This window comes from Enterobacter sp. PL_is511 (assembly GCF_055816065.1).
The window spans coordinates 462,274-484,230 of the sequence record NZ_JBVPGP010000024.1; the positions used below are offsets into that span (position 1 = coordinate 462,274).

Below are 21,957 nucleotides of genomic sequence, written 5' to 3' on the forward strand. Positions count from 1 at the left end.
GAGTATTGTGACCCAAATGGTGCAGGGCGCAAAGGGTACCGCACAAAAGGGGATGTTTTTCTCACTTGAAAGGGTAGAATAAGCTATTCACAATATCTGGAGAAAACCATGTTAGAGTTGTTGAAAAGTCTGGTATTCGCCGTGATCATGGTACCAGTAGTGATGGCCATCATCCTCGGTGCCATCTACGGCCTGGGTGAAGTGTTCAACGTCTTTTCGAACATTGGTCACAGAGACCAGGCTAAAAAGCAGCATTGATTCCCCACAAAACGCCCGGCTTGTCCGGGCGTTTTGCTCTCAAGATTTTCCCGTTTTCGCCGATAATATTTAACGTATCACACCGGTTTACCTCTTCAGCGGTACGATTTAACGCTGGGATCTCCCTGACGTTACCGTTATATTAATATGTATATAACGCTACTCACAGGAGTTAAAAATGGCACGTACCTGGGTACGCCTTTTCGCAGGGGCAACGCTGACGCTTTCACTTACCGGCCACGCGCTGGCGGACGACGGTAAAATCACGGTCTTTGCGGCGGCGTCGCTGACCAACGCGCTGCAGGATATCGCGGCGGCGTATAAAAAAGAGAAAAACGTCGAGGTGGTCTCCTCTTTTGCCTCTTCCTCGACGCTGGCGCGCCAGATAGAAGCGGGCGCACCGGCGGATCTGTTCATCTCTGCCGATCAGAAGTGGATGGATTACGCGGTGGAGAAGAAAGCGATTGATGCGGCAACCCGCGAAACGCTGCTGGGGAATAGCCTGGTTGTCGTGGCGCCAAAAGCCAGCGCCCAGGCGGACATTACCATCAACAAAGAGACCAACTGGACGAGCCTGCTGAACGGTGGCCGTCTGGCGGTGGGCGATCCGGAGCACGTTCCGGCCGGTATTTATGCCAAAGAAGCGCTGCAAAAGCTTGGTGCATGGGAGACATTGTCGCCGAAGCTGGCTCCGGCGGAAGATGTACGCGGCGCGCTGGCGCTGGTGGAACGCAACGAAGCCCCGCTGGGCATTGTGTATGGCTCTGATGCCGTTGCCAGTAAAGGTGTAAAAGTGGTCGCAACGTTCCCGGAAGACTCCCACAAGAAAGTGGAATATCCTGTTGCGATTGTTGATGGACATAAAAATGCGACCGTGACGGCCTTCCGCGATTACCTGAAGGGGCCGGAAGCGTCCGCAATCTTTAAACGTTACGGATTTACGACTCACTGATGATATTGACCGATCCTGAATGGCAGGCTGTTCTGCTGAGCCTTAAAGTCTCTTCCCTGGCGGTTGCGCTGAGTTTGCCCTTTGGGATCTTCTTTGCCTGGTTACTGGTTCGCTGTCAGTTTCCCGGCAAAACGCTGCTCGACAGCGTGCTTCATCTTCCGCTCGTGTTGCCGCCTGTGGTGGTCGGTTACCTGCTGCTGATTTCGATGGGGCGGCGCGGTTTTATCGGCGAGAAGCTCTACGACTGGTTTGGGCTGACGTTTGCGTTTAGCTGGCGCGGTGCGGTACTGGCGGCGGCGGTAATGTCATTTCCGCTGATGGTGAGGGCGATACGCCTCGCGCTGGAAGGCGTGGACATAAAGCTTGAACAGGCGGCCCGCACGCTGGGGGCCGGGCGCTGGCGCGTCTTTTTCACCATCACGCTTCCCCTGACGTTACCCGGGATTATTGTCGGGACGGTGCTGGCCTTCGCCCGCTCGCTGGGCGAGTTTGGCGCGACCATCACGTTTGTGTCGAACATCCCCGGCGAGACGCGAACCATCCCGTCGGCGATGTATACTCTGATTCAAACGCCGGGCGGTGAAGGCGCGGCGGCGCGTCTGTGTATTATTTCAATTGTGCTGGCGCTGGCATCGCTAATGGTGTCTGAATGGCTGGCGCGGCTCAGCCGTGAGCGGATGGGGAAATAAGCATGCTGGAACTCCATTTCACCCAGACGCTGGGAAACCATACCCTGACGCTTAACGAGACGCTGCCGGCAAGCGGCATCACCGCCATCTTCGGCGTGTCGGGGGCGGGAAAAACGTCGCTGATTAATGCCATCAGCGGTCTGACCCGCCCGCAGTCAGGCCGTATTGTCCTGAATGACCGCGTCCTGAATGACGTGGAGAATAAAGTTTACCTCTCGCCGGATAAGCGCCACATCGGCTATGTTTTCCAGGACGCGCGCTTATTCCCGCACTACAGCGTGCGCGGCAACCTGCGTTACGGCATGGCGAAAAGCATGGCCGGGCAGTTTGATAAGCTGGTGACACTTTTAGGCATTGAACCTCTGCTCGACAGGCTGCCTTCCTCGCTTTCCGGCGGAGAAAAACAGCGCGTGGCGATTGGCCGCGCGTTGCTGACCGCACCCGAACTGCTGCTGCTCGACGAACCGCTGGCCTCGCTGGATATTCCGCGTAAACGTGAACTTCTGCCTTATCTACAGCGCCTGACGCGGGAAATTAATATTCCGATGCTCTACGTCAGCCATTCGCTGGATGAGATCCTGCATCTGGCCGACAAGGTGCTGGTGCTGGAAGAGGGCCGCGTCAAGGCCTTCGGCAACCTGGAAGAGGTGTGGGGCAGCAGCGTAATGCACCCGTGGTTACCCCGGGAACAGCAGAGCAGCATCCTGAAAGTGAGCGTGCTGGAACACCACCCGCACTATGCGATGACCGCCCTGGCGCTGGGTGATCAGCATCTTTGGGTCAATAAGATTGATAAACCGTTACAATCCGTACTGCGAATTCGCATTCAGGCGTCGGACGTCTCGCTGGTGCTGCAACCACCGCTGCAAACCAGTATTCGAAATATTCTGCGCGCCAAAGTCGCGGAGTGTTTTGATGATAACGGGCAGGTGGAAGTGAAGCTTGAAGTGGGAAGCAGAACGCTCTGGGCGCGCATCAGCCCGTGGGCCAGGGATGAGTTAGGGATCAAACCCGGCCTGTGGCTTTACGCGCAAATTAAGAGCGTCTCGATTACCGCCTGATTACAACAGGTGGGTATAAATGTACTGCGCGATGCTGTCGGTGGTGTTGTCGCCGATCACCACGTTAGCACGCGCTTTGACCGCGTCGTCGGCATTGCCCATCGCCACGCCGGTACCGGCGGCTTCCAGCATGCTGATGTCGTTGTAGTTGTCGCCGAAGGCGATCACATCCCGCATCGACCAGCCTTTTGATTCCACAAACTGCGTCAGACGCTTGCCTTTGCTGTTGCCTTTGCGGGCAATGTCCACCTGGTCATGCCAGGACCATTCGCACTCCAGACCCAGCGTCTGTTCCACGTGTTTTGCAAAGGTATTCAGTTTGGTCGTGTCTTCATCCGTCAGGGCGAATTTCCAGATAGCCTCAACGTCCTGGGCTGCCTGACGCAGTGAAGATACCTGAGTAAAGACCGGACGCTGCGCTTCAGGCAGGGACAACGCCCAGTTGCTGGTGCGCACCACATGGCCGGTTGGGCGCTCGTACACCATCGCGTTATCCACGTACATCAGCCCGTGAACGGCATGCTCATCCAGCAGATCAATCAATTGCAGCGCCTGGGGAACCGGCAGCGGGTCGGAGGCTAAAACCTTTTTTGCCTGATAATCATACAAATAGGTGCCATTACAACAAATTGCAGGTGTATCTAACGCCAGTGCCTGATAAAAAGGGTGAATGGCAACGTGATGTCGACCCGTTACGATAAGGAGTTGATATCCCGCTTCCTGTGCGCGTTTAAGCGCTTCCAGAGAAGAGGGGAGAAGGGTTTTTTGCGGCGTCAGTAAGGTACCGTCTAAATCCAGAGCAATCACACGCGAGGTCATCTGTTTTCCCGGGTTAATATTGAATTTACGTTTTGATGGGATGGTACACCGAGAGGCGAATGCTTCAAAACTCCTGTCGACAATTCAGCATTCACCGTCAAAAGTTAACTACTTTCATGCGCAGTGAGGAGTGAATATTCATGAAACAAACCGTTTATACCGCCAGTCCTGAAAGCCAGCAGATCCACGTCTGGCGTTTAAATACCGAAGGGACACTCACGCTGGTGCAGGTTGTTGATGTGCCAGGCCAGGTGCAACCGATGGTCATCAGCCCGGATAAACGTTTCTTGTACGTGGGTGTGCGCCCGGAGTTCCGCGTGCTGGCCTATCGCATTTCTCCGGACGATGGCGCGCTGACGTACACTGCCGAAGCCCCGCTGCCGGGCAGCCCAACCCATATTTCTACCGATCGTAAAGGCAACTTTGTCTTCAGCGGCTCTTATAACGCGGGTTGCGTCAGCGTAACCCGTCTGGAAAATGGCATTCCGGTCGAAACCGTGGATGTGGTGGAAGGGCTTGAAGGCTGCCACTCGGCGAATATCTCTCCGGATAACCGCACGCTGTGGGTGCCTGCGCTGAAGCAGGATCGTATCTGCCTGTTCACCCTGAGCGACGATGGTCACCTGGTGGCGCAGAATCCTGCCGAAGTGACTACCGTTGAAGGCGCAGGCCCGCGCCATATGGTCTTCCATCCGAACCAGCAATACGCCTACGTGGTTAATGAACTGAACAGCTCTGTGGACGTGTGGGAACTGAAAGATCCTAACGGCCAGATTGAGTGCGTGCAGACGCTGGACATGATGCCGTCTGACTTCTCCGACACCCGCTGGGCGGCGGATATCCACATTACGCCAGATGGCCGCCATCTGTACACCTGTGACCGTACCTCCAGCCTGATTACCGTGTTTAGCGTTTCTGAAGACGGCAGCGTGCTGGCGGTTGAAGGCTTCCAGCCAACGGAAACCCAGCCGCGCGGCTTTAATATCGATCACAGCGGTAAATACCTGATTGCAGCGGGGCAGAAATCCCACCACATCGCGCTGTATGAAATCAAAGGCGAGCAGGGTCTGCTGGAAGAGAAAGGGCGCTACGCCGTAGGCCAGGGGCCGATGTGGGTGGTGGTTAACGCTCACTAAGCGGCTTAAAACAAAAAAACCTCGCGAATGCGAGGTTTTTTATGCCCGGTGGCACTGCGTTTACCGGGCCTACGGGTTATGTAGGCCGGGTAAGGCGAAGCCGCCACCCGGCAAAACAGCTTACTGCTTCGGCTCAGCAACCACTTTGCTACCCAGACCGCGGTTGTTGTATTCCCACATGCGGTTGAAGTTAGCGTCGTTCAGGTTGCGCTGCACGTTCCCTTTATCATCCATCGCACCGGTATTGCCGGAGAACGGACGTTTGGAGATTGCTGCATCAGCCCACGGCTTCGCCATGTTGAAGCCTTCGTTGATCACGCTGTCGCGGATCACGACCTGGCCGTTAGTGGCAGAGTCCACGTCCAGGGAACGTCCCAGCTGCGCCACGCCGTCACCGGCAGCATTAAAGCGGCTGTTCACGGCCAGGAAGCCGTAGAAGAGGTTAGACTGGGTTGCCGGAGCAAACACGTAACCTTCCTGCTGAGTACGTGAGTTCACCACGCGGAAATCGGTGTTATCAAACACCACCGCGCCGCGACCGGACACCAGATCCACGTCACCTTCAACGTAGCTGTTGGTCACCAGGGTACGGGTCAGGCGGTTATTCTGCAGGGCGTTCTGCACGCCGCTGTTGGTCACGAAGAAGGTGTTCTGCCGGCCCAGAATGTTGACGTTGTTAATCTGCACCTGGTCGCCATCGCTACGCAGCGCAACGGCCTGGTGGTTACCGGCATCAACGCTGTCGCCCAGGGTATTCTGGATGGTCAGGTTCTGCAGCTGCAGACCGTTATTCTGAGACCAGAACACCGCTGAGCACATCACGCCAATGGTGGCGGAACGCTTGCTCTGGCAGTTATCAAACATGTACCACGCCGGTTTACCCGGCATATATTTACCGGCCGGGTTCACCAGGTGACGCCAGGTGTTGCTGTCGATTTCGGAATCAATCGCCAGGCCAATTTTTACGTCGATAGCTTTTTCGCCCAGACCGTAAAGCGTAATGCTGCCTGGTGCGGCCGGAACATACACGGTGCCTTCATATTCACCTGGCAGGATCGCGATGTACTGGCGAGACGCGCTGTGTTTAGTGATGGCAGCATCAACCGCAGCCTGAATAGAGGTATGCGTTACGCCCTGCGCACCCGCCGGGCCTACCACGAAGTCAGGCTGTTTAGGCAGGTTAATAGACGACGGTGTCCACGGTGCAGCGTTAGGATCCATCGCTGAGAAGTAGTGCGCACGATCGAAGTTCTTCGCTTCATCAGCGGACAAAATCGGGCGGGAGGCGGTACCGGGCGCAACCTGCTCAGAAGGTCGCTGATCCGGTGGGGTTGAACTGCATGCGGATAAGGTCACGCCAAAGGCGAGTGCTAACGCCAGACGGGAAATCCTGGAAATGTTCAAGGTGAAGCTCCTGGGTATGCAAGTCTTTACGGGATAGACGAAATAGCCTGCTTTTTTATACTAAGTTGAGCGAAACGGGAAGATAAAAAGGGTAAAAGTTGCATTTTTAGCCCCGAAGCCGCAGGTAAGTGATCACAAATAAATAACATTTTCCACAAAGTCGGTTGACAGCAGGCAACAGATGAAAATAAATGTCTATACAACCTATGACAAGTGGAATGCCCATGCAGCAGATTCATCCCGACGATGTAATATGGCGAAATGCGCGACTGGCTACGATGGTGCCGGACGTCTCTGCGCCCTATGGACTGAAAGAGCAACATGCCCTGGTCGTGCGCGGCCACACCCTTCTGGCCGTGATCCCTGAATCTGACATTCCTGCCGGACACCCTCACTGTGTCGATCTCCAGGGGCGTCTGGTCACGCCTGGCCTGATTGACTGCCATACCCACCTGGTGTTTGGCGGCGATCGCGCGGCGGAGTGGGAGCAGCGTCTGAACGGCGTCTCTTATCAAACCATCAGCGTCCAGGGGGGCGGGATTAACGCGACCGTGACGGCGACGCGCAGCAGCTCACCCGAAACCCTGCTTAAACTGGCGCAGCAGCGGCTTCAGCGACTGATGAATGAAGGCGTCACTACGGTTGAAATCAAGTCGGGATACGGTCTAAACCCCGAGGCCGAAGAGAAGATGCTGCAGGTTGCCCGCCAGCTGAGCCTCAATAATCCGATCGATATCAGCCCTACGCTGCTGGCGGCCCATGCGGTTCCGCCGGAATACCGACAGGATCCAGATGCGTATCTCACGCTGGTCTGTGAGCAGATATTGCCCACGCTGTGGCAAAAAGAGTTATATGAAGCAGTAGACGTGTTCTGCGAAAACGTCGGCTTTACCCCGTCGCAAACCGAGCGCCTCTTTCAGGCGGCAACCGCGCTCGGCATCCCGGTGAAAGGACATGTCGAACAGCTGTCGAATCAGGGCGGTGCGGCGCTGGTTAGCCGGTATAAGGGACGCTCCGCCGATCATATCGAATATCTTGACGACGCAGGCGTTCAGGCGATGGCGGAAAGCGGCACGGTTGCGGTCCTGTTGCCGGGGGCGTTCTATTTTCTGCAGGAGCGCCAGCGTCCGCCGGTTGAACAGCTCAGAAAACAGGGTGTGCCGATGGCGGTCGCCACCGACTACAACCCCGGCACCAGCCCGTTTGCCAGCCTGCACCTGGCGATGAACATGGCCTGCGTCCAGTTCGGCCTGACGCCGGAAGAGGCCTGGGCTGGCGTGACGCGACACGCGGCGCAGGCGCTGGGGCGTGGTGCAACCCACGGACAGCTGCGGGCCGGGTTTGTCGCCGATTTTATCGTCTGGGATGCTCATCATCCGGTTGAGATGGTCTACGAGCCGGGACGCAATCCGCTGTATCAACGTATTTTCCGTGGGGAGGCAGTATGAGGTTATGGCGGTCCGTAGCCGAAACGGTCTGGCAGGGGCGCGACGACAGCGCCGAGGCCAGCAATGCGACGCGCATTTTCCAGACGATAAAGCAGCAGGGGCAGTTCACGCCGCTTTCATCCGGCATCGCGCTGATAGGCTTTGAATGTGATGCAGGGGTAAAACGCAATCAGGGCAGGCCCGGCGCCGTGCAGGCGCCTGATATGCTGCGAAAGGCGCTGGCGAATATGGCAAGCCATCAGGGACACGATCGGCTGGCGGATATGGGCTCGGTTTACGTTGAAGGCGACGAGCTGGAAGCGGCACAGCAGGCGTTAAGCGATGCCGTTACGGCCTGTCAGCAGTCCGGGATGCGTACGCTGGTCTTTGGCGGTGGGCACGAAACCGCCTGGGCACACGGTCGGGGCGTGCTGGACGCGTTCCCCAACGAGCGCGTGGCGGTGATCAATCTTGATGCGCATCTTGACCTGCGCAAGGCCGACCGGGCGACGTCCGGCACCCCGTTTCGCCAGCTGGCGCACTATTGCGATGAGCGCGGGCGGGCATTTCAGTACGCCTGCTTTGGCGTGAGCCGGGCGGCCAACACGCAGGCTCTGTGGGATGAGGCCGAACGCCTGAACGTCACGCTGGTGGAAGATCTCCATTTCAGGCGCGATGCGCTATCTGCGCTGGAAAAAGTGCTGGCGCAGGCTGACCGTATCTATCTGACGATCGATCTGGACGTCCTGCCCGCCAGCGAAATGCCTGCCGTTTCCGCTCCGGCTGCGTTAGGCATACCGGCGCTGGATCTTCTGCCGGTTATCGAACAAATCTGCCGTAGCGGTAAGCTACAGGCCGCCGATCTGGTAGAGTTTAACCCGCAGTACGATCGGGACGGACAGGGCGCAAAGCTTGCCGCCCGTCTGGCCTGGCAAATTGCTCACTGGTGGGCATAATATTATTCAAGGAGTTACGATGTTTTCACGCTCACCTCTGCCGCAGTCGAGCCCTCCCGCGCCTTTCTACGAAAAGGTGAAGCAGGCGATCAGCGAAAAAATCGCCACCGGCGTCTGGCGGCCGCACGATCGCATTCCCTCGGAGGCCGAGCTGGTGGCGCAGTTCGGTTTTAGCCGGATGACCGTCAACCGGGCGCTGCGCGAGCTGACCGACGAAGGGCTTCTGGTGCGCCTGCAGGGCGTGGGGACATTTGTGGCGGAACCGAAAGGGCAATCCGCCCTGTTTGAAATCCGCAGTATTGCCGATGAGATAACCTCGCGTAATCACCAGCACCGCTGTGAGGTACTGGTGCTCGAAGAGACCCAGGCCAGCGCCGAGCAGGCGGTAGAGCTGAATGTCAAAGAAGGTAGCCGGATCTTCCACTCGGTTATGGTGCATTTTGAGAACGACATTCCGGTGCAGATTGAAGATCGCTGCGTGAATGCTGAACGGATACCGGACTATCTGAACCAGGATTACACCCAGACGACGCCGCACGCCTATCTCTCGCTCGTCGCACCGCTGACGGAAGGGGAGCACATTGTGGAGGCCGTGCGCGCCACGCCGCAGGAGTGTGAACGGTTGCGAATTAAAGAGCACGATCCGTGCCTGCTGATCCGCCGTCGAACCTGGTCCTCGTCGCACATTGTGTCGCATGCCCGACTGCTTTTCCCGGGGAACCGTTACCGGCTGCAGGGCCACTTTATGTCATAAGTTTTAAAAGCGTGATAGCTAACGCAATATAACAAAATTGTATCTTTTTTGTTAAAACTGACCTTGTGTGTGCTTGTCTATACAAGTATATCTAAATGCATCACTGTCCCGTATGAGGAGCACACAATGTCGTCAGGTAAATACCGCCAGCAGGATGTCCGCGCCGCGCGCGGCACCACTCTCACCGCCAAAAGCTGGCTCACCGAAGCCCCGCTGCGTATGTTGATGAACAACCTTGATCCTGAGGTGGCGGAGAACCCCCACGAGCTGGTGGTCTACGGCGGCATAGGCCGCGCCGCGCGCAACTGGGAATGCTATGACGCAATTGTAAAATCCCTGACCGAACTCGAACATGACGAAACCCTGCTGGTGCAGTCCGGCAAGCCGGTGGGCGTGTTCAAAACGCACAAAAACGCGCCGCGCGTGCTGATCGCCAACTCTAACCTCGTGCCGCACTGGGCCACCTGGGAACACTTCAACGAACTGGACGCGAAAGGGCTGGCGATGTATGGCCAGATGACCGCGGGTAGCTGGATCTACATCGGCAGTCAGGGGATTGTGCAGGGCACCTACGAAACCTTCGTGGAAGCCGGTCGCCAGCACTATAATGGCTCGCTCAAAGGCCGCTGGGTGCTGACCGCGGGTCTCGGTGGGATGGGCGGCGCGCAGCCGCTGGCCGCCACGCTTGCCGGCGCGTGCTCGCTCAATATTGAATGCCAGCAGAGCCGCATTGATTTCCGTCTGCGTACCCGTTACGTCGACGAACAGGCAACCGACCTGGACGATGCGCTGGCGCGCATCAAAAAATACACGTCTGAAGGTAAAGCGGTGTCGATTGCCCTGTGCGGCAACGCGGCGGACATTCTCCCGCAGCTCGTCGCCCGCGGCGTACGCCCGGATCTGGTTACCGACCAGACCAGCGCCCATGACCCGCTGCACGGTTACCTGCCAAAAGGCTGGACGTGGGAAGACTATCAGCAAAAAGCGGAAACCGATCCGGAAGGCACGGTGCTTGCCGCGAAACGCTCCATGGCGGAACACGTCTCCGCGATGCTGGCCTTCAGCAAGATGGGCATTCCGACCTTTGATTACGGCAATAACATTCGCCAGATGGCGAAAGAGATGGGCGTGAATAACGCCTTCGACTTCCCGGGCTTCGTTCCTGCCTATATTCGCCCGCTGTTCTGCCGCGGCATCGGTCCGTTCCGCTGGGTTGCCCTGTCCGGTGACCCGGAGGATATCTACAAAACCGACGCCAAAGTGAAGGAGATCGTCGCCGATGACGAACACCTGCACCGCTGGCTGGATATGGCCCGCGAGCGCATTAACTTCCAGGGCCTGCCGGCGCGTATCTGCTGGGTAGGGCTGGAGTGGCGGCAAAAACTCGGTCTGGCCTTCAACGAAATGGTGCGCAGCGGTGAAGTTTCCGCGCCGATCGTCATTGGCCGCGACCACCTGGACTCCGGCTCCGTCGCCAGCCCGAACCGCGAAACCGAAGCCATGCGCGACGGCTCGGATGCGGTCTCCGACTGGCCGCTGCTGAACGCTCTTCTGAATACCGCCAGCGGCGCGACCTGGGTATCGCTGCACCACGGTGGCGGCGTGGGGATGGGCTTCTCCCAGCATTCCGGGATGGTCATCGTCTGCGACGGAACCGATGAAGCCGCCGCGCGTATCGCTCGCGTACTCCACAACGACCCGGCAACCGGCGTGATGCGTCACGCGGATGCGGGTTATGAGATTGCCATTGACTGTGCCAAAGAGCAGGGCCTTAACCTGCCGATGATCCCTGCCACACAAGGAAAGCATGAATGAACGCATTAACACTCACTCCCGGCTCGCTGACGCTCAAACAGCTGCGTAACGTCTGGCGTAAACCGGTCACCCTTTCGCTGGATGAAAGCGCGCACGCGGCCATTAATGACAGCGTTGCCTGTGTGGAAGCCATTGTGGCCGAAGGGCGCACTGCCTACGGGATTAACACCGGCTTTGGGCTGCTGGCGCAGACCCGCATCGCGACGCACGATCTGGAAAACCTGCAGCGTTCGCTGGTGCTGTCGCACGCGGCGGGCGTCGGCCAGCCGCTTGACGATGAGATTGTCCGTCTGATGATGGTCCTCAAAATCAACAGCCTGGCGCGCGGCTTTTCAGGCATTCGCCTGAGCGTGATTCAGGCGCTGATGGCGCTGGTCAATGCGGAAGTCTATCCGTGGATCCCGGCAAAAGGCTCTGTTGGGGCATCCGGCGATCTTGCCCCGCTGGCGCACATGTCGCTGCTGCTGCTGGGCGAAGGCAAAGCGCGCTGGCAGGGCGAGTGGCTGCCTGCGAAAGAGGCGCTGAAAAAAGCCGGCTTAACGCCCATTACGCTGGCGGCGAAAGAGGGGCTGGCACTGCTGAACGGCACGCAGGCATCGACCGCTTTCGCGCTGCGCGGCCTGTTTGAAGCGGAAGATCTGTTTGCCTCGGCGGTGGTGTGCGGCGCGCTGACCACCGAAGCCGTGCTGGGCTCGCGTCGCCCGTTCGATGCCCGCATCCACGAGGTGCGCGGTCAGCGCGGGCAGATTGATGCCGCCGCGATGTACCGTCACGTGCTTACCGACACCAGCGAAATTGCCGATTCACACCATAACTGCGAAAAGGTGCAGGATCCGTATTCCCTGCGCTGCCAGCCGCAGGTGATGGGCGCGTGCCTGACGCAGCTGCGTCAGGCGGCGGAGGTGCTGCTGGTCGAAGCCAACGCGGTGTCCGATAACCCGCTGGTGTTCGCCCAGGAAAACGAGGTGGTCTCCGGCGGTAACTTCCACGCCGAGCCGGTAGCGATGGCGGCGGATAATATCGCCCTGGCGATTGCCGAAGTCGGCGCGTTGTCCGAGCGCCGTATCGCGCTGATGATGGATAAACATATGTCCCAGCTACCACCGTTCCTGGTGCGTAACGGCGGGGTCAACTCGGGCTTTATGATTGCTCAGGTGACGGCCGCAGCGCTGGCAAGCGAGAACAAAGCACTGTCGCACCCGCACAGCGTGGACAGCCTGCCAACGTCTGCAAACCAGGAAGATCACGTTTCGATGGCACCGGCTGCCGGGCGTCGTCTCTGGGAAATGGCCTCCAACACCCGCGGCGTGCTGGCGGTGGAATGGCTGGCGGCAAGTCAGGGTATCGATCTGCGTGAAGGGCTAAAATCCAGCCCGCTGCTGGAGCAGGCGCGTCAGGTGCTGCGCGAGCACGTCACCCATTACGACGACGACCGCTTCTTTGCCCCGGATATTGATAAGGCGATGCAGCTTCTGGAAGAAGGGCGGCTGGTGGGGCTGTTACCTTCGGTGCTGTGATTTTTCCCCTCACCCTCACCCTAACCCTCTCCCAAAGGGAGAGGGAATTGCCAGGTTTTCTCCCTCTCCCTGTGGGAGAGGGCCGGGGTGAGGGCATCAGCCCGCACTATTACGAATACATCGCCGTAATCGACGCGCTGCCAAGCGTATGGAAATGCACGTTAAACCCGACCATCGCGCCGCTCGCCCCTTCATCGACCTCAATCTTCTCCACATCCAGCGCGTGCACCGTGAAGATATAGCGGTGGGTTTCCCCTTTTGGCGGCGCCGCGCCCCCGTAGCCCGCTTTACCGAAGTCAGTGCGCGTCTGAATGGCACCTTCAGGCAGGGCAACCAGGTCTGAACCGGAACCCTGCGGCAGGACGCGCGTGTCGGCAGGCAGGTTCGCCACAATCCAGTGCCACCAGCCGGAGCCAGTAGGCGCATCCGGGTCGTAGCAGGTCACGACAAAGCTTTTGGTGCCTGCCGGAACCTCATCCCACGCCAGGTGTGGGGAGATATTGTCTCCCTGATACCCCATGCCGTTGAAAACGTGACGCTCCGGCAGTTTTTCACCGTCGCGCAGATCTTTGCTGATGATTTTCATACGGTTTACCCTCGTTGATCGCTCGTTCAGCAAGTGTAATGCATAGGGTTAAATCGTGAAATGCGCGGGAATGTTAACGGCTGTTACAACCGCGTCGGTTAATTTTCGCAGCTGCTCCGGCGTAATGCTGTACGGCGGCATCAGGTAGATAAGCTTGCCGAAAGGCCGTACCCACACGCCCTGGTCCACGAAGAAGCGCTGTAGCGCCGCCATATTCACCGGATGGGTGGTTTCAATCACCCCGATGGCGCCCAGCACGCGCACGTCCGCGACGAAATTCGCCCCTGAGGCGGCGCTCAGCTCTGCTTTCAGCTGCGCTTCAATCGCCGCCACCTGCGTTTGCCACTCGCCGCTCTCCAGAATGGCGAGGCTTTCGCTTGCGACGGCGCAGGCGAGAGGATTACCCATAAACGTCGGGCCGTGCATAAAGCAGCCTGCTTCGCCGTCGCTGATGGTGTCGGCGACCTGGCGGGTCATGAGCGTGGCGGAGAGCGTCATGGTGCCGCCGGTCAGCGCTTTGCCGAGGCACAGAATATCCGGGGCGATACCCGCATGTTCGCAGGCAAACAGCTTGCCGGTGCGGCCAAAGCCGGTGGCGATCTCATCGGCAATCAGCAGAATGCCCTCGCGGTCGCACATCCTGCGAATACGCCTCAACCATTCCGGGTGGTACATCCGCATCCCCCCCGCGCCCTGCACAATCGGCTCAAGTATCACGGCGGCGATTTCATGGCGATGCGCCGCCATCAGCCGCGCGAAGCCGACCATGTCCATCTCGTTCCACTCGCCGTCGAAGCGGCTCTGGGGGGCCGGGGCAAACAGGTTTTCCGGCAGATAGCCCTTCCACAGGCTGTGCATGGAGTTGTCCGGATCGCATACCGACATCGCCCCGAAGGTATCCCCGTGATAGCCGTTGCGGAAGGTGAGGAACCGCTGGCGCGTTTCGCCCTTCGCGTGCCAGTACTGCAGCGCCATTTTCATCGCCACTTCCACCGCCACGGAGCCGGAATCCGCCAGGAACACGCACTCCAGCGAGTCAGGCGTCATCGCCACCAGGCGACGGCATAAATCCACCGCGGGCTGATGGGTGATACCGCCGAACATCACGTGCGACATCTGGTCAATCTGCGCCTTCATTGCCGCATTCAGGCGCGGGTGGTTGTACCCGTGAATGGCCGCCCACCAGGATGACATCCCGTCAACGAGCTGTTCGCCGCTGGCGAGATGCAGCTCGCAGCCGTGGGCGGAGGTCACCGGATAGACGGGAAGGGGGCGGGTCGTGGAGGTGTAAGGGTGCCAGATATGCTGCTTGTCGAAGGCGAGATCGTCCTGGGTCATAATCGACTTGTAAACCATTTTGAAAAGTTTTAGGTTTACGAGTATAAACCGAACCGAAAATTAACAAAACCCTTTGGAGAAGCCCCATGGCTCACCACGCACGCTGGACGATGTCGCAAGTCACTGAATTATTCAATAAACCTTTCCTTGAGCTGATGTTCGAAGCCCAACAGGTGCATCGTCAGCACTTCGATCCTCGCCATGTTCAGGTCAGCACGCTGCTGTCGATCAAAACCGGTGCCTGCCCTGAAGACTGCAAATATTGCCCGCAGAGCGCGCGCTACAAAACCGGCCTGGAATCCGAACGGCTGATGGAAGTTGAGCAGGTACTCGACTCGGCGCGCAAGGCGAAAAACGCCGGCTCGACCCGCTTCTGCATGGGCGCGGCGTGGAAGAACCCGCACGATCGCGACATGCCTTACCTGGAGCAGATGGTAAAAGGCGTGAAGGAGATGGGCCTAGAGGCCTGTATGACGCTCGGCACGCTCAACGAGGAGCAGGCGCAGCGCCTCTCGGCGGCGGGGCTGGACTACTACAACCACAACCTCGACACCTCGCCGGAATTTTACGGCAACATCATCACCACGCGTACCTACCAGGAGCGTCTGGATACGCTGGATAAAGTGCGTGATGCCGGAATCAAAGTGTGCTCCGGCGGTATCGTGGGTTTAGGCGAAACGGTGAAAGACCGCGCGGGCCTGCTGCTGCAGCTGGCTAACCTGCCGACCCCGCCGGAAAGCGTGCCGATCAACATGCTGGTGAAGGTCAAGGGCACGCCGCTGGCGGACAACGATGACGTGGATGCGTTTGATTTTATTCGCACCATCGCGGTGGCGCGCATCATGATGCCGACCTCTTTCGTGCGCCTCTCTGCCGGTCGCGAGCAGATGAACGAGCAGACCCAGGCCATGTGCTTTATGGCCGGAGCCAACTCTATCTTCTATGGCTGCAAGCTGCTGACCACGCCGAACCCGGAAGAGGACAAAGACGTTCAGCTGTTCCGCAAGCTGGGGCTTAACCCGCATCAGACCGAGGTGCTGACGGGCGATAACGAGCAACAGCAGCAGCTGGAGCAGCAGATTTTCAACGCCGACACCGACCAGTTCTACAACGCGGCAGCCGTATGACCTGGCAGGCACGTATCAACTCTGCGCTTGACGACCGTCGGGCGGCAGAGGCATTTCGCGTTCGCAGGGTGGTGGAAAACGGCGCGGGCCGTTTTCTTACCCGCGACGGGCGGCAGTTTTGTAATTTCTCCAGCAACGACTATCTCGGGTTGAGCCAGCATACGGCCATTATCCGCGCCTGGCAGCAGGGCGCTGAGCGGTTTGGCGTGGGCAGCGGCGGCTCGGGACACGTCAGCGGATACACCACAGCGCATCATGCGCTGGAAGAGGAACTGGCTGACTGGCTCGGCTACCCGCGCGCGCTGCTGTTTATCTCCGGCTTTGCCGCCAACCAGGCGGTGATTACTGCCCTGATGGAAAAAGAGGACCGCATTGTCGCCGACCGCTTAAGTCACGCCTCCCTGCTGGAGGCGGCACATTTAAGCCCGGCGCAGCTGCGCCGCTTTGCTCATAACGATGCGGGACAGCTTGCTGCGCTGCTGGATAAACCCTGCGACGGACAACAGCTGGCGGTCACGGAAGGGGTATTCAGCATGGACGGCGACAGCGCGCCGCTTGCCGCGCTGCACGATACCGCCAAACGGCAAAACGCCTGGCTGCTGGTGGACGATGCCCACGGCATTGGCGTAATGGGCGACGAAGGGCGCGGGAGCGCGTATCAGCAAAACGTGAAGCCGGAGCTGCTGATTGTCACCTTCGGCAAAGGTTTTGGCGTCAGCGGCGCCGCCGTGCTGTGCAGCGAATCCGTCGCCGACTATCTGCTGCAGTTTGCCCGACACCTAATCTATAGCACCAGCATGCCCCCGGCGCAGGCCGTGGCGCTGTCTGCATCGCTGGCGGTGATCCGCAGCGCAGAAGGGGATGAACGTCGCCAGCGTCTGGCAGAGCATATCGCTCGCTTCCGTCAGGGACTTGAGGCGCTGCCCTTCCGCAGTCCCGATTCGCAGAGCGCTATCCAGCCGGTGATTGTCGGTGAAAATGCCCGCGCGCTGGCGCTGGCACAGGCGCTGCGCCAGCGCGGCATGTGGGTGACCGCCATCCGCCCGCCAACGGTCCCGCCAGGTACCGCGCGGCTGCGCTTAACCCTGACGGCGGCGCATGAACGACAGGATATTGAGACGTTGCTGGAGGCGCTCCATGTTGCCGGTGAATAAGCAGGCCATCGCGGCGGCATTTGGTCGCGCCGCGCAGAGCTATTCGCAGCACGATGAGCTGCAGCGTCTGAGCGCGCAGGGGCTTCTGACCGCGCTTGGCGAGAGTCGTTTTCCGCAGGTACTCGACGCCGGCTGTGGTCCGGGCAGCAACAGCCGCTACTGGCGCGGGGCAGGAAGCCAGGTGACGGCTATCGATCTCTCAGCCCAGATGCTGGAAGAGGCACGCCAGCGGCAGGCGGCAGATCGCTATCTGCTGGCCGATATCGAGGCGATCCCGCTGGCGGATGCGCAGTTCGATCTGGTCTGGAGCCATCTGGCGGTCCAGTGGTGCAGCAGCCTGCCGCAGGCCTTGCGCGAGCTTTATCGCGTGGCGCGACCGGGCGGGAAGGTGGCCTTTACCACCTTGCTGGAGAGTTCGCTGCCGGAGCTGAATCAGGCGTGGAAAGCGGTGGATGAGCAGCCGCACGCTAACCGTTTTTTATCGCATGAGCAGGTGACGCAGGCGCTGACAGGCTGGCGCTACCGCAGCACGGTGCAGACCATCACGCTCAATTTTAGCGATGCGTTCAGCGCCATGCGTTCGCTGAAGGGCATCGGCGCCACGCACCTGCATACCGGACGGGAGAAAAAACCACTCACCCGCGGACAGCTGCAGCGGCTGGAGCTGGCCTGGCCTCAGCAGCGGGGTTATTTCCCGCTCTCTTATCAACTTTTTCATGGGATTATCGAACGTGACTGAACGTTATTTTGTCACCGGAACGGATACGGAAGTGGGCAAAACGGTGGCCAGCTCTGCGCTGCTGCAGGCGGCACGAAAGCTCGGAAAAAACACCGCCGGATATAAGCCCGTTGCTTCCGGCAGCGAGATGACGGCGGAAGGGTTACGCAACACCGACGCGCTGGCGCTCCAGCGTAACAGCACGCGTGAACTCGCCTATTCAGCGGTCAATCCGTACACCTTTGCCGAGCCGACCTCGCCGCACATCATCAGCGCTGACGAAGGTCGTCCGATTGATTTCGCCCTGCTTTCAGCCGGGTTACGGGCGCTGGAAAGCCAGGCCGACTGGGTGCTGGTGGAAGGGGCTGGAGGCTGGTTTACGCCGCTTTCGGACACGCAGACGTTTGCTGACTGGGTGCAGGCCGAGCAGCTTCCGGTCATTCTGGTCGTCGGCGTTAAGCTGGGCTGCATCAATCACGCCATGCTGACCGCGCAGGCCATACGGCAGGCCGGGCTGCGTCTGGCGGGCTGGATAGCCAACGACGTGGTTGCGCCGGGGAAACGACACCAGGAGTATCTGGCGACGCTCAGGCGCGTTCTTCCCGCCCCGTGCCTCGGAGAAATTCCCTGGCTTGCTGACGGCGCGGAAAATGCCGAAACCGGGCGTTATCTCGATCTCAGCGTCTTGCTTCCCGCGACATCCAGTGCGCGATAAGCTCGTCATCCAGTTCGTTAACGTGGCCCTGCGCCACGTTACGCCCGCGATAGAGCATACAGAAACGGTCCGCAACCCGGCGGATAAACGACAGCTGCTGCTCCGCTAACAGCACCGTCATACCTAACTCCCGGTTTAAGCGCGCCAGCAGCTGCCCCAGCTTCTGAGCGAAGCTGTGTCCTGCGCCGTGCAGGGGCTCATCGAGGATCAGCAGGTGAGGACGGTTCACCAGCGCATTAGCCAGCGCCAGCTGGTACTGGTCGTCCGGAGAGAGCGTGTTGGCGCGGGTCTGTCGCAATGCGTAGAGCGCTGGAAACAGGTCGTAAACGTCATTTTTCGCTTCAGGGTTGGGTTTCCCCATCGCCCGCATGGCGATATGCAGATTCTCCTCAATCGTTAACTGGGAGAAGATCCGCCTGTCCTGCGGGACATAGCCTATCTCCGTTCCTGAACGCTGTTCTGGCGGCAGGTTAAGCAAATCGCGCGGCGGCGCGCCTGCCTCATGCCAGATGATGCTACCGCTTTCGACGGGCACTCTCCCGGCGATGCAATTCATGAGGGTGGTTTTCCCCATTCCCGGCAGGCCAACGACGCCTGTACACATCCCTTGCGGAAAATCCAAATTCACGTTCCATAGCGTATGTTGGCTTCCGTAAAACTGATTCACAGCACGCAGACTCAACATCTTTCTCTCCTTAAAAATGTGTGTAGGTGAGGCTCGGGTTTGAATCTGCAAAACCCCTGCCAGAAACCGAAAAGCGTTTAAAAAACCGGCTTTTTTAGGAATAAGTCACCGGAGAGGGGGTGAGAAAAAACGGGATTGCACATCGACGGTGCTGGCGGTGTTGAGTTGTGGTGCAGAACCCGAAATGCTGAAAATGTGAGCAAGATCGCATCGGTTGGTTATGAATGACGCAACTGTTAATCAGCAAAAAATAGCTATAAAAATTTTTTACCGCCGTCTCGTGGGAAAATCCGGGAATTTGCCGAGCGCCAGTCTGCATGGGCTGGAAGCAGTTATCCACTATTCCTGTGGATAACCATGTGCATTAGAGTTAGAAAACACGCGATAAGCGAGAGAAGACGCGGCTTACGCCCAAATTGACGCGAAACGCGGCTTTAGAAAATATCGTTTATTATTTAATTGCTTAGATAAAAGCAATTCCCGTCATGAAAGTGTCACTCGTTGCCACAAAACTATCATTACCTGGCTTGACAAATGTTAAAAAAGAAAAAGTTCTGGGGATAACCTGACCTGACTGGTGTTTTATATTGTCACAGTCCAAATTTTGGTCGCTATCGCGCTAATCATTCAGGCGCTACTCTAAATATCCTGACATGCTACTGGTTTTTCATCCAGTGTTTTTTACTGGCATTCCTGGCAACAAGGAGTAAAATTACTCACCTGCCGCTTATAACGTCATCAGGTTGTCGCCCATGAGTAAACCGTTCAAATTGAATTCTGCTTTCCGTCCATCTGGCGATCAGCCTGAGGCGATCCGTCGTCTGGAAGAAGGGCTGGAAGATGGGCTGGCGCACCAGACGCTGCTGGGGGTAACCGGCTCGGGTAAAACGTTCACCATCGCCAACGTGATTGCGGATCTCCAGCGCCCCACGATGGTGCTGGCACCCAATAAAACCCTGGCAGCACAGCTTTACGGCGAGATGAAAGAGTTCTTCCCGGAAAACGCCGTGGAGTATTTCGTCTCCTACTACGATTACTACCAGCCTGAAGCTTATGTACCGAGCTCTGACACCTTCATTGAGAAAGATGCCTCGGTGAACGAACACATCGAGCAGATGCGTCTGTCGGCCACTAAGGCGCTTCTGGAGCGTCGCGATGTGGTCGTTGTCGCATCGGTTTCCGCGATCTACGGTCTCGGCGATCCGGATCTCTATCTCAAGATGATGCTGCACCTGACGCAGGGGATGATCATCGACCAGCGCGCCATCGTCCGTCGTCTGGCGGAGCTGCAGTATGCGCGTAACGATCAGGCGTTCCAGCGCGGCACCTTCCGCGTACGCGGTGAGGTGATCGACATCTTCCCGGCGGAATCGGACGATATGGCACTGCGCGTCGAGCTGTTCGACGAAGAGGTTGAACGCCTGTCGCTCTTCGACCCGCTGACCGGACACGTTGAGTCGGTGATCCAGCGCTTCACCATCTACCCGAAAACGCACTACGTGACGCCGCGCGAGCGTATCGTGCAGGCGATGGAAGAGATCAAAGTGGAGCTGGCCGAGCGCCGTAAGGTGCTGCTGGCGAACAATAAGCTGCTGGAAGAGCAGCGCCTGAGCCAGCGCACCCAGTTTGACCTTGAGATGATGAACGAGCTGGGCTACTGCTCCGGCATTGAAAACTACTCCCGCTTCCTCTCCGGGCGCGGGCCGGGCGAGCCGCCGCCGACGCTGTTTGATTACCTTCCGGCAGACGGTTTGCTGGTGATCGACGAATCCCACGTTACGATCCCGCAGATCGGCGGGATGTACCGCGGCGACCGGGCGCGTAAAGAGACGCTGGTAGAGTACGGCTTCCGCCTGCCGTCGGCGCTGGATAACCGTCCGATGAAATTTGAAGAGTTTGAGGCGCTCGCGCCGCAAACCATCTACGTTTCGGCCACGCCGGGCAACTACGAGCTGGAAAAATCGGGCGATGAGGTGGTTGACCAGGTGGTGCGTCCGACCGGGCTGTTGGATCCGGTTATCGAGGTGCGTCCGGTGGCCACCCAGGTGGACGACCTGCTCTCTGAGATCCGCGCCCGTTCCGCCATCAACGAGCGCGTGCTGGTGACCACGCTCACCAAGCGTATGGCGGAAGACCTGACCGAGTATCTCGAAGAGCACGGCGAGAAGGTGCGTTATCTGCACTCGGATATCGATACCGTGGAGCGCATGGAGATTATCCGCGACCTGCGTCTGGGCGAGTTTGACGTGCTGGTAGGGATTAACCTGCTGCGAGAAGGTCTCGATATGCCGGAGGTCTCGCTGGTGGCGATTCTCGATGCGGACAAAGAGGGCTTCCTGCGTTCTGAACGCTCCCTGATCCAGACCATCGGTCGTGCGGCGCGTAACGTCAACGGTAAAGCGATTCTGTACGGTGACAAAATTACCCCGTCGATGGCGAAAGCGATTGGTGAGACGGAACGCCGCCGCGAGAAACAGCAGCGCTACAACGAAGAACACGGCATTACGCCGCAGGGTCTGAACAAGAAGGTGGTGGATATTCTGGCGCTGGGTCAGAACATTGCCAAAACCAAAGCGAAAGGCCGCGGCAAGGCGCGTTCAGTGGTGGAAGAAGATACCGTCGTGCTGACGCCGAAAGCGCTGCAGCAGAAAATCCACGAGCTGGAAGGTCAGATGATGCAGCACGCGCAGAACCTGGAGTTCGAAGAGGCGGCGCAGATCCGCGACCAGCTTCATCAGCTGCGGGATCTGTTTATCGCGGCATCGTGAGACGGTTTTGCCCGGTGGCGCTGCGCTTACCGGGCCTACGGGGTTAGCGTCTTTTGTAGCCCCGGTAAGCGCAGCGCC

Annotated in this window: 20 protein-coding genes; 15 read left to right on the plus strand and 5 right to left on the minus strand. The window is 58.6% G+C overall.

Annotation, left to right across the window (positions count from 1 at the left end):
- The first annotated feature begins 108 nt into the window (after nucleotides 1-108).
- From AC0TN7_RS17645 to modC, 4 genes are all read left to right on the plus strand, one after another.
- Nucleotides 109-258, plus strand: coding sequence for an AcrZ family multidrug efflux pump-associated protein (locus AC0TN7_RS17645; RefSeq protein ID WP_008501118.1), 150 nt, complete (start codon nucleotides 109-111; stop codon nucleotides 256-258).
- Nucleotides 259-436: 178 nt separating this feature from the next.
- Nucleotides 437-1,210, plus strand: coding sequence for a molybdate ABC transporter substrate-binding protein (gene modA / locus AC0TN7_RS17650; protein ID WP_061715734.1), 774 nt, complete (start codon nucleotides 437-439; stop codon nucleotides 1,208-1,210).
- Nucleotides 1,210-1,899 (plus strand): molybdate ABC transporter permease subunit, encoded by a 690-nt coding sequence (gene modB, locus AC0TN7_RS17655; RefSeq protein ID WP_032649484.1) that lies wholly within the window; start codon nucleotides 1,210-1,212, stop codon nucleotides 1,897-1,899. Before modA ends, modB begins: the two co-directional genes overlap by 1 nt.
- A gap of 2 nt (nucleotides 1,900-1,901) precedes the next feature.
- Nucleotides 1,902-2,960, plus strand: coding sequence for a molybdenum ABC transporter ATP-binding protein ModC (modC, locus tag AC0TN7_RS17660; RefSeq protein ID WP_024908779.1), 1,059 nt, complete (start codon nucleotides 1,902-1,904; stop codon nucleotides 2,958-2,960).
- On the opposite strand, the gene AC0TN7_RS17665 is transcribed toward modC, so the two are convergent.
- Nucleotides 2,961-3,779: a pyridoxal phosphatase gene (locus AC0TN7_RS17665; RefSeq protein WP_417927104.1), complete on the minus strand. Its 819-nt coding sequence runs from the start codon at nucleotides 3,777-3,779 to the stop codon at nucleotides 2,961-2,963.
- A 140-nt stretch (nucleotides 3,780-3,919) separates the two neighbouring features.
- Between AC0TN7_RS17665 and pgl the strand changes: the two genes are divergently transcribed.
- Nucleotides 3,920-4,915: a 6-phosphogluconolactonase gene (gene pgl / locus AC0TN7_RS17670; protein WP_417927105.1), complete on the plus strand. Its 996-nt coding sequence runs from the start codon at nucleotides 3,920-3,922 to the stop codon at nucleotides 4,913-4,915.
- A gap of 120 nt (nucleotides 4,916-5,035) precedes the next feature.
- Here the strand turns inward: pgl and AC0TN7_RS17675 are convergent, their stop codons facing one another.
- Nucleotides 5,036-6,319, minus strand: coding sequence for a putative acyl-CoA thioester hydrolase (locus tag AC0TN7_RS17675; protein ID WP_024908776.1), 1,284 nt, complete (start codon nucleotides 6,317-6,319; stop codon nucleotides 5,036-5,038).
- A 224-nt stretch (nucleotides 6,320-6,543) separates the two neighbouring features.
- Between AC0TN7_RS17675 and hutI the strand changes: the two genes are divergently transcribed.
- From hutI to hutH, 5 genes are all read left to right on the plus strand, one after another.
- On the plus strand, nucleotides 6,544-7,767 hold the full coding sequence (gene hutI / locus AC0TN7_RS17680) for an imidazolonepropionase (protein WP_417927106.1): 1,224 nt from the start codon (nucleotides 6,544-6,546) through the stop codon (nucleotides 7,765-7,767).
- Complete coding sequence (gene hutG, locus AC0TN7_RS17685; RefSeq protein ID WP_473702314.1) at nucleotides 7,764-8,702, plus strand: formimidoylglutamase; 939 nt, start codon at nucleotides 7,764-7,766, stop codon at nucleotides 8,700-8,702. The genes hutI and hutG overlap by 4 nt, the downstream gene beginning before the upstream one ends.
- Nucleotides 8,703-8,721: 19 nt before the next feature.
- On the plus strand, nucleotides 8,722-9,456 hold the full coding sequence (locus tag AC0TN7_RS17690) for a histidine utilization repressor (RefSeq protein ID WP_024908773.1): 735 nt from the start codon (nucleotides 8,722-8,724) through the stop codon (nucleotides 9,454-9,456).
- 126 nt (nucleotides 9,457-9,582) lie between these two features.
- Nucleotides 9,583-11,271 carry a urocanate hydratase gene (hutU, locus tag AC0TN7_RS17695; protein WP_024908772.1) on the plus strand — a complete coding sequence of 563 codons (1,689 nt, stop codon included), beginning with the start codon at nucleotides 9,583-9,585 and terminating at the stop codon, nucleotides 11,269-11,271.
- The gene (gene hutH, locus AC0TN7_RS17700; protein ID WP_463726951.1) at nucleotides 11,268-12,788 is read left to right on the plus strand and encodes a histidine ammonia-lyase; all 1,521 of its coding nucleotides are present in this window, start codon (nucleotides 11,268-11,270) and stop codon (nucleotides 12,786-12,788) included. Before hutU ends, hutH begins: the two co-directional genes overlap by 4 nt.
- A 109-nt stretch (nucleotides 12,789-12,897) precedes the next feature.
- On the opposite strand, the gene AC0TN7_RS17705 is transcribed toward hutH, so the two are convergent.
- Entirely contained in the window at nucleotides 12,898-13,374 is a 477-nt protein-coding gene (locus AC0TN7_RS17705; RefSeq protein ID WP_024908770.1) for a kinase inhibitor, read from the minus strand.
- Nucleotides 13,375-13,422: 48 nt separating this feature from the next.
- Nucleotides 13,423-14,712: an adenosylmethionine--8-amino-7-oxononanoate transaminase gene (gene bioA, locus AC0TN7_RS17710; RefSeq protein ID WP_463726950.1), complete on the minus strand. Its 1,290-nt coding sequence runs from the start codon at nucleotides 14,710-14,712 to the stop codon at nucleotides 13,423-13,425.
- A gap of 86 nt (nucleotides 14,713-14,798) precedes the next feature.
- Between bioA and bioB the strand changes: the two genes are divergently transcribed.
- From bioB to bioD, 4 genes are read left to right on the plus strand one after another with little or no spacing between them, the layout of a single operon-like run.
- A complete protein-coding gene (gene bioB, locus AC0TN7_RS17715; protein ID WP_033144975.1) occupies nucleotides 14,799-15,839 on the plus strand; it encodes a biotin synthase BioB in 1,041 nt (346 codons plus the stop codon).
- Nucleotides 15,836-16,993: an 8-amino-7-oxononanoate synthase gene (bioF, locus tag AC0TN7_RS17720; RefSeq protein WP_463726949.1), complete on the plus strand. Its 1,158-nt coding sequence runs from the start codon at nucleotides 15,836-15,838 to the stop codon at nucleotides 16,991-16,993. The genes bioB and bioF overlap by 4 nt, the downstream gene beginning before the upstream one ends.
- Complete coding sequence (gene bioC / locus AC0TN7_RS17725; protein WP_463726948.1) at nucleotides 16,977-17,732, plus strand: malonyl-ACP O-methyltransferase BioC; 756 nt, start codon at nucleotides 16,977-16,979, stop codon at nucleotides 17,730-17,732. Before bioF ends, bioC begins: the two co-directional genes overlap by 17 nt.
- Entirely contained in the window at nucleotides 17,725-18,426 is a 702-nt protein-coding gene (bioD, locus tag AC0TN7_RS17730; protein ID WP_267216833.1) for a dethiobiotin synthase, read from the plus strand. Before bioC ends, bioD begins: the two co-directional genes overlap by 8 nt.
- Here bioD and AC0TN7_RS17735 read toward each other — a convergent pair.
- A complete protein-coding gene (locus AC0TN7_RS17735) occupies nucleotides 18,389-19,111 on the minus strand; it encodes an ABC transporter ATP-binding protein (RefSeq protein ID WP_463726947.1) in 723 nt (240 codons plus the stop codon). The two genes, bioD and AC0TN7_RS17735, sit on opposite strands and share 38 nt — an antisense overlap.
- A gap of 752 nt (nucleotides 19,112-19,863) precedes the next feature.
- Here AC0TN7_RS17735 and uvrB point away from each other — a divergent pair.
- The gene (gene uvrB / locus AC0TN7_RS17740; protein WP_024908763.1) at nucleotides 19,864-21,879 is read left to right on the plus strand and encodes an excinuclease ABC subunit UvrB; all 2,016 of its coding nucleotides are present in this window, start codon (nucleotides 19,864-19,866) and stop codon (nucleotides 21,877-21,879) included.
- Nucleotides 21,880-21,957 lie beyond the last annotated feature (78 nt).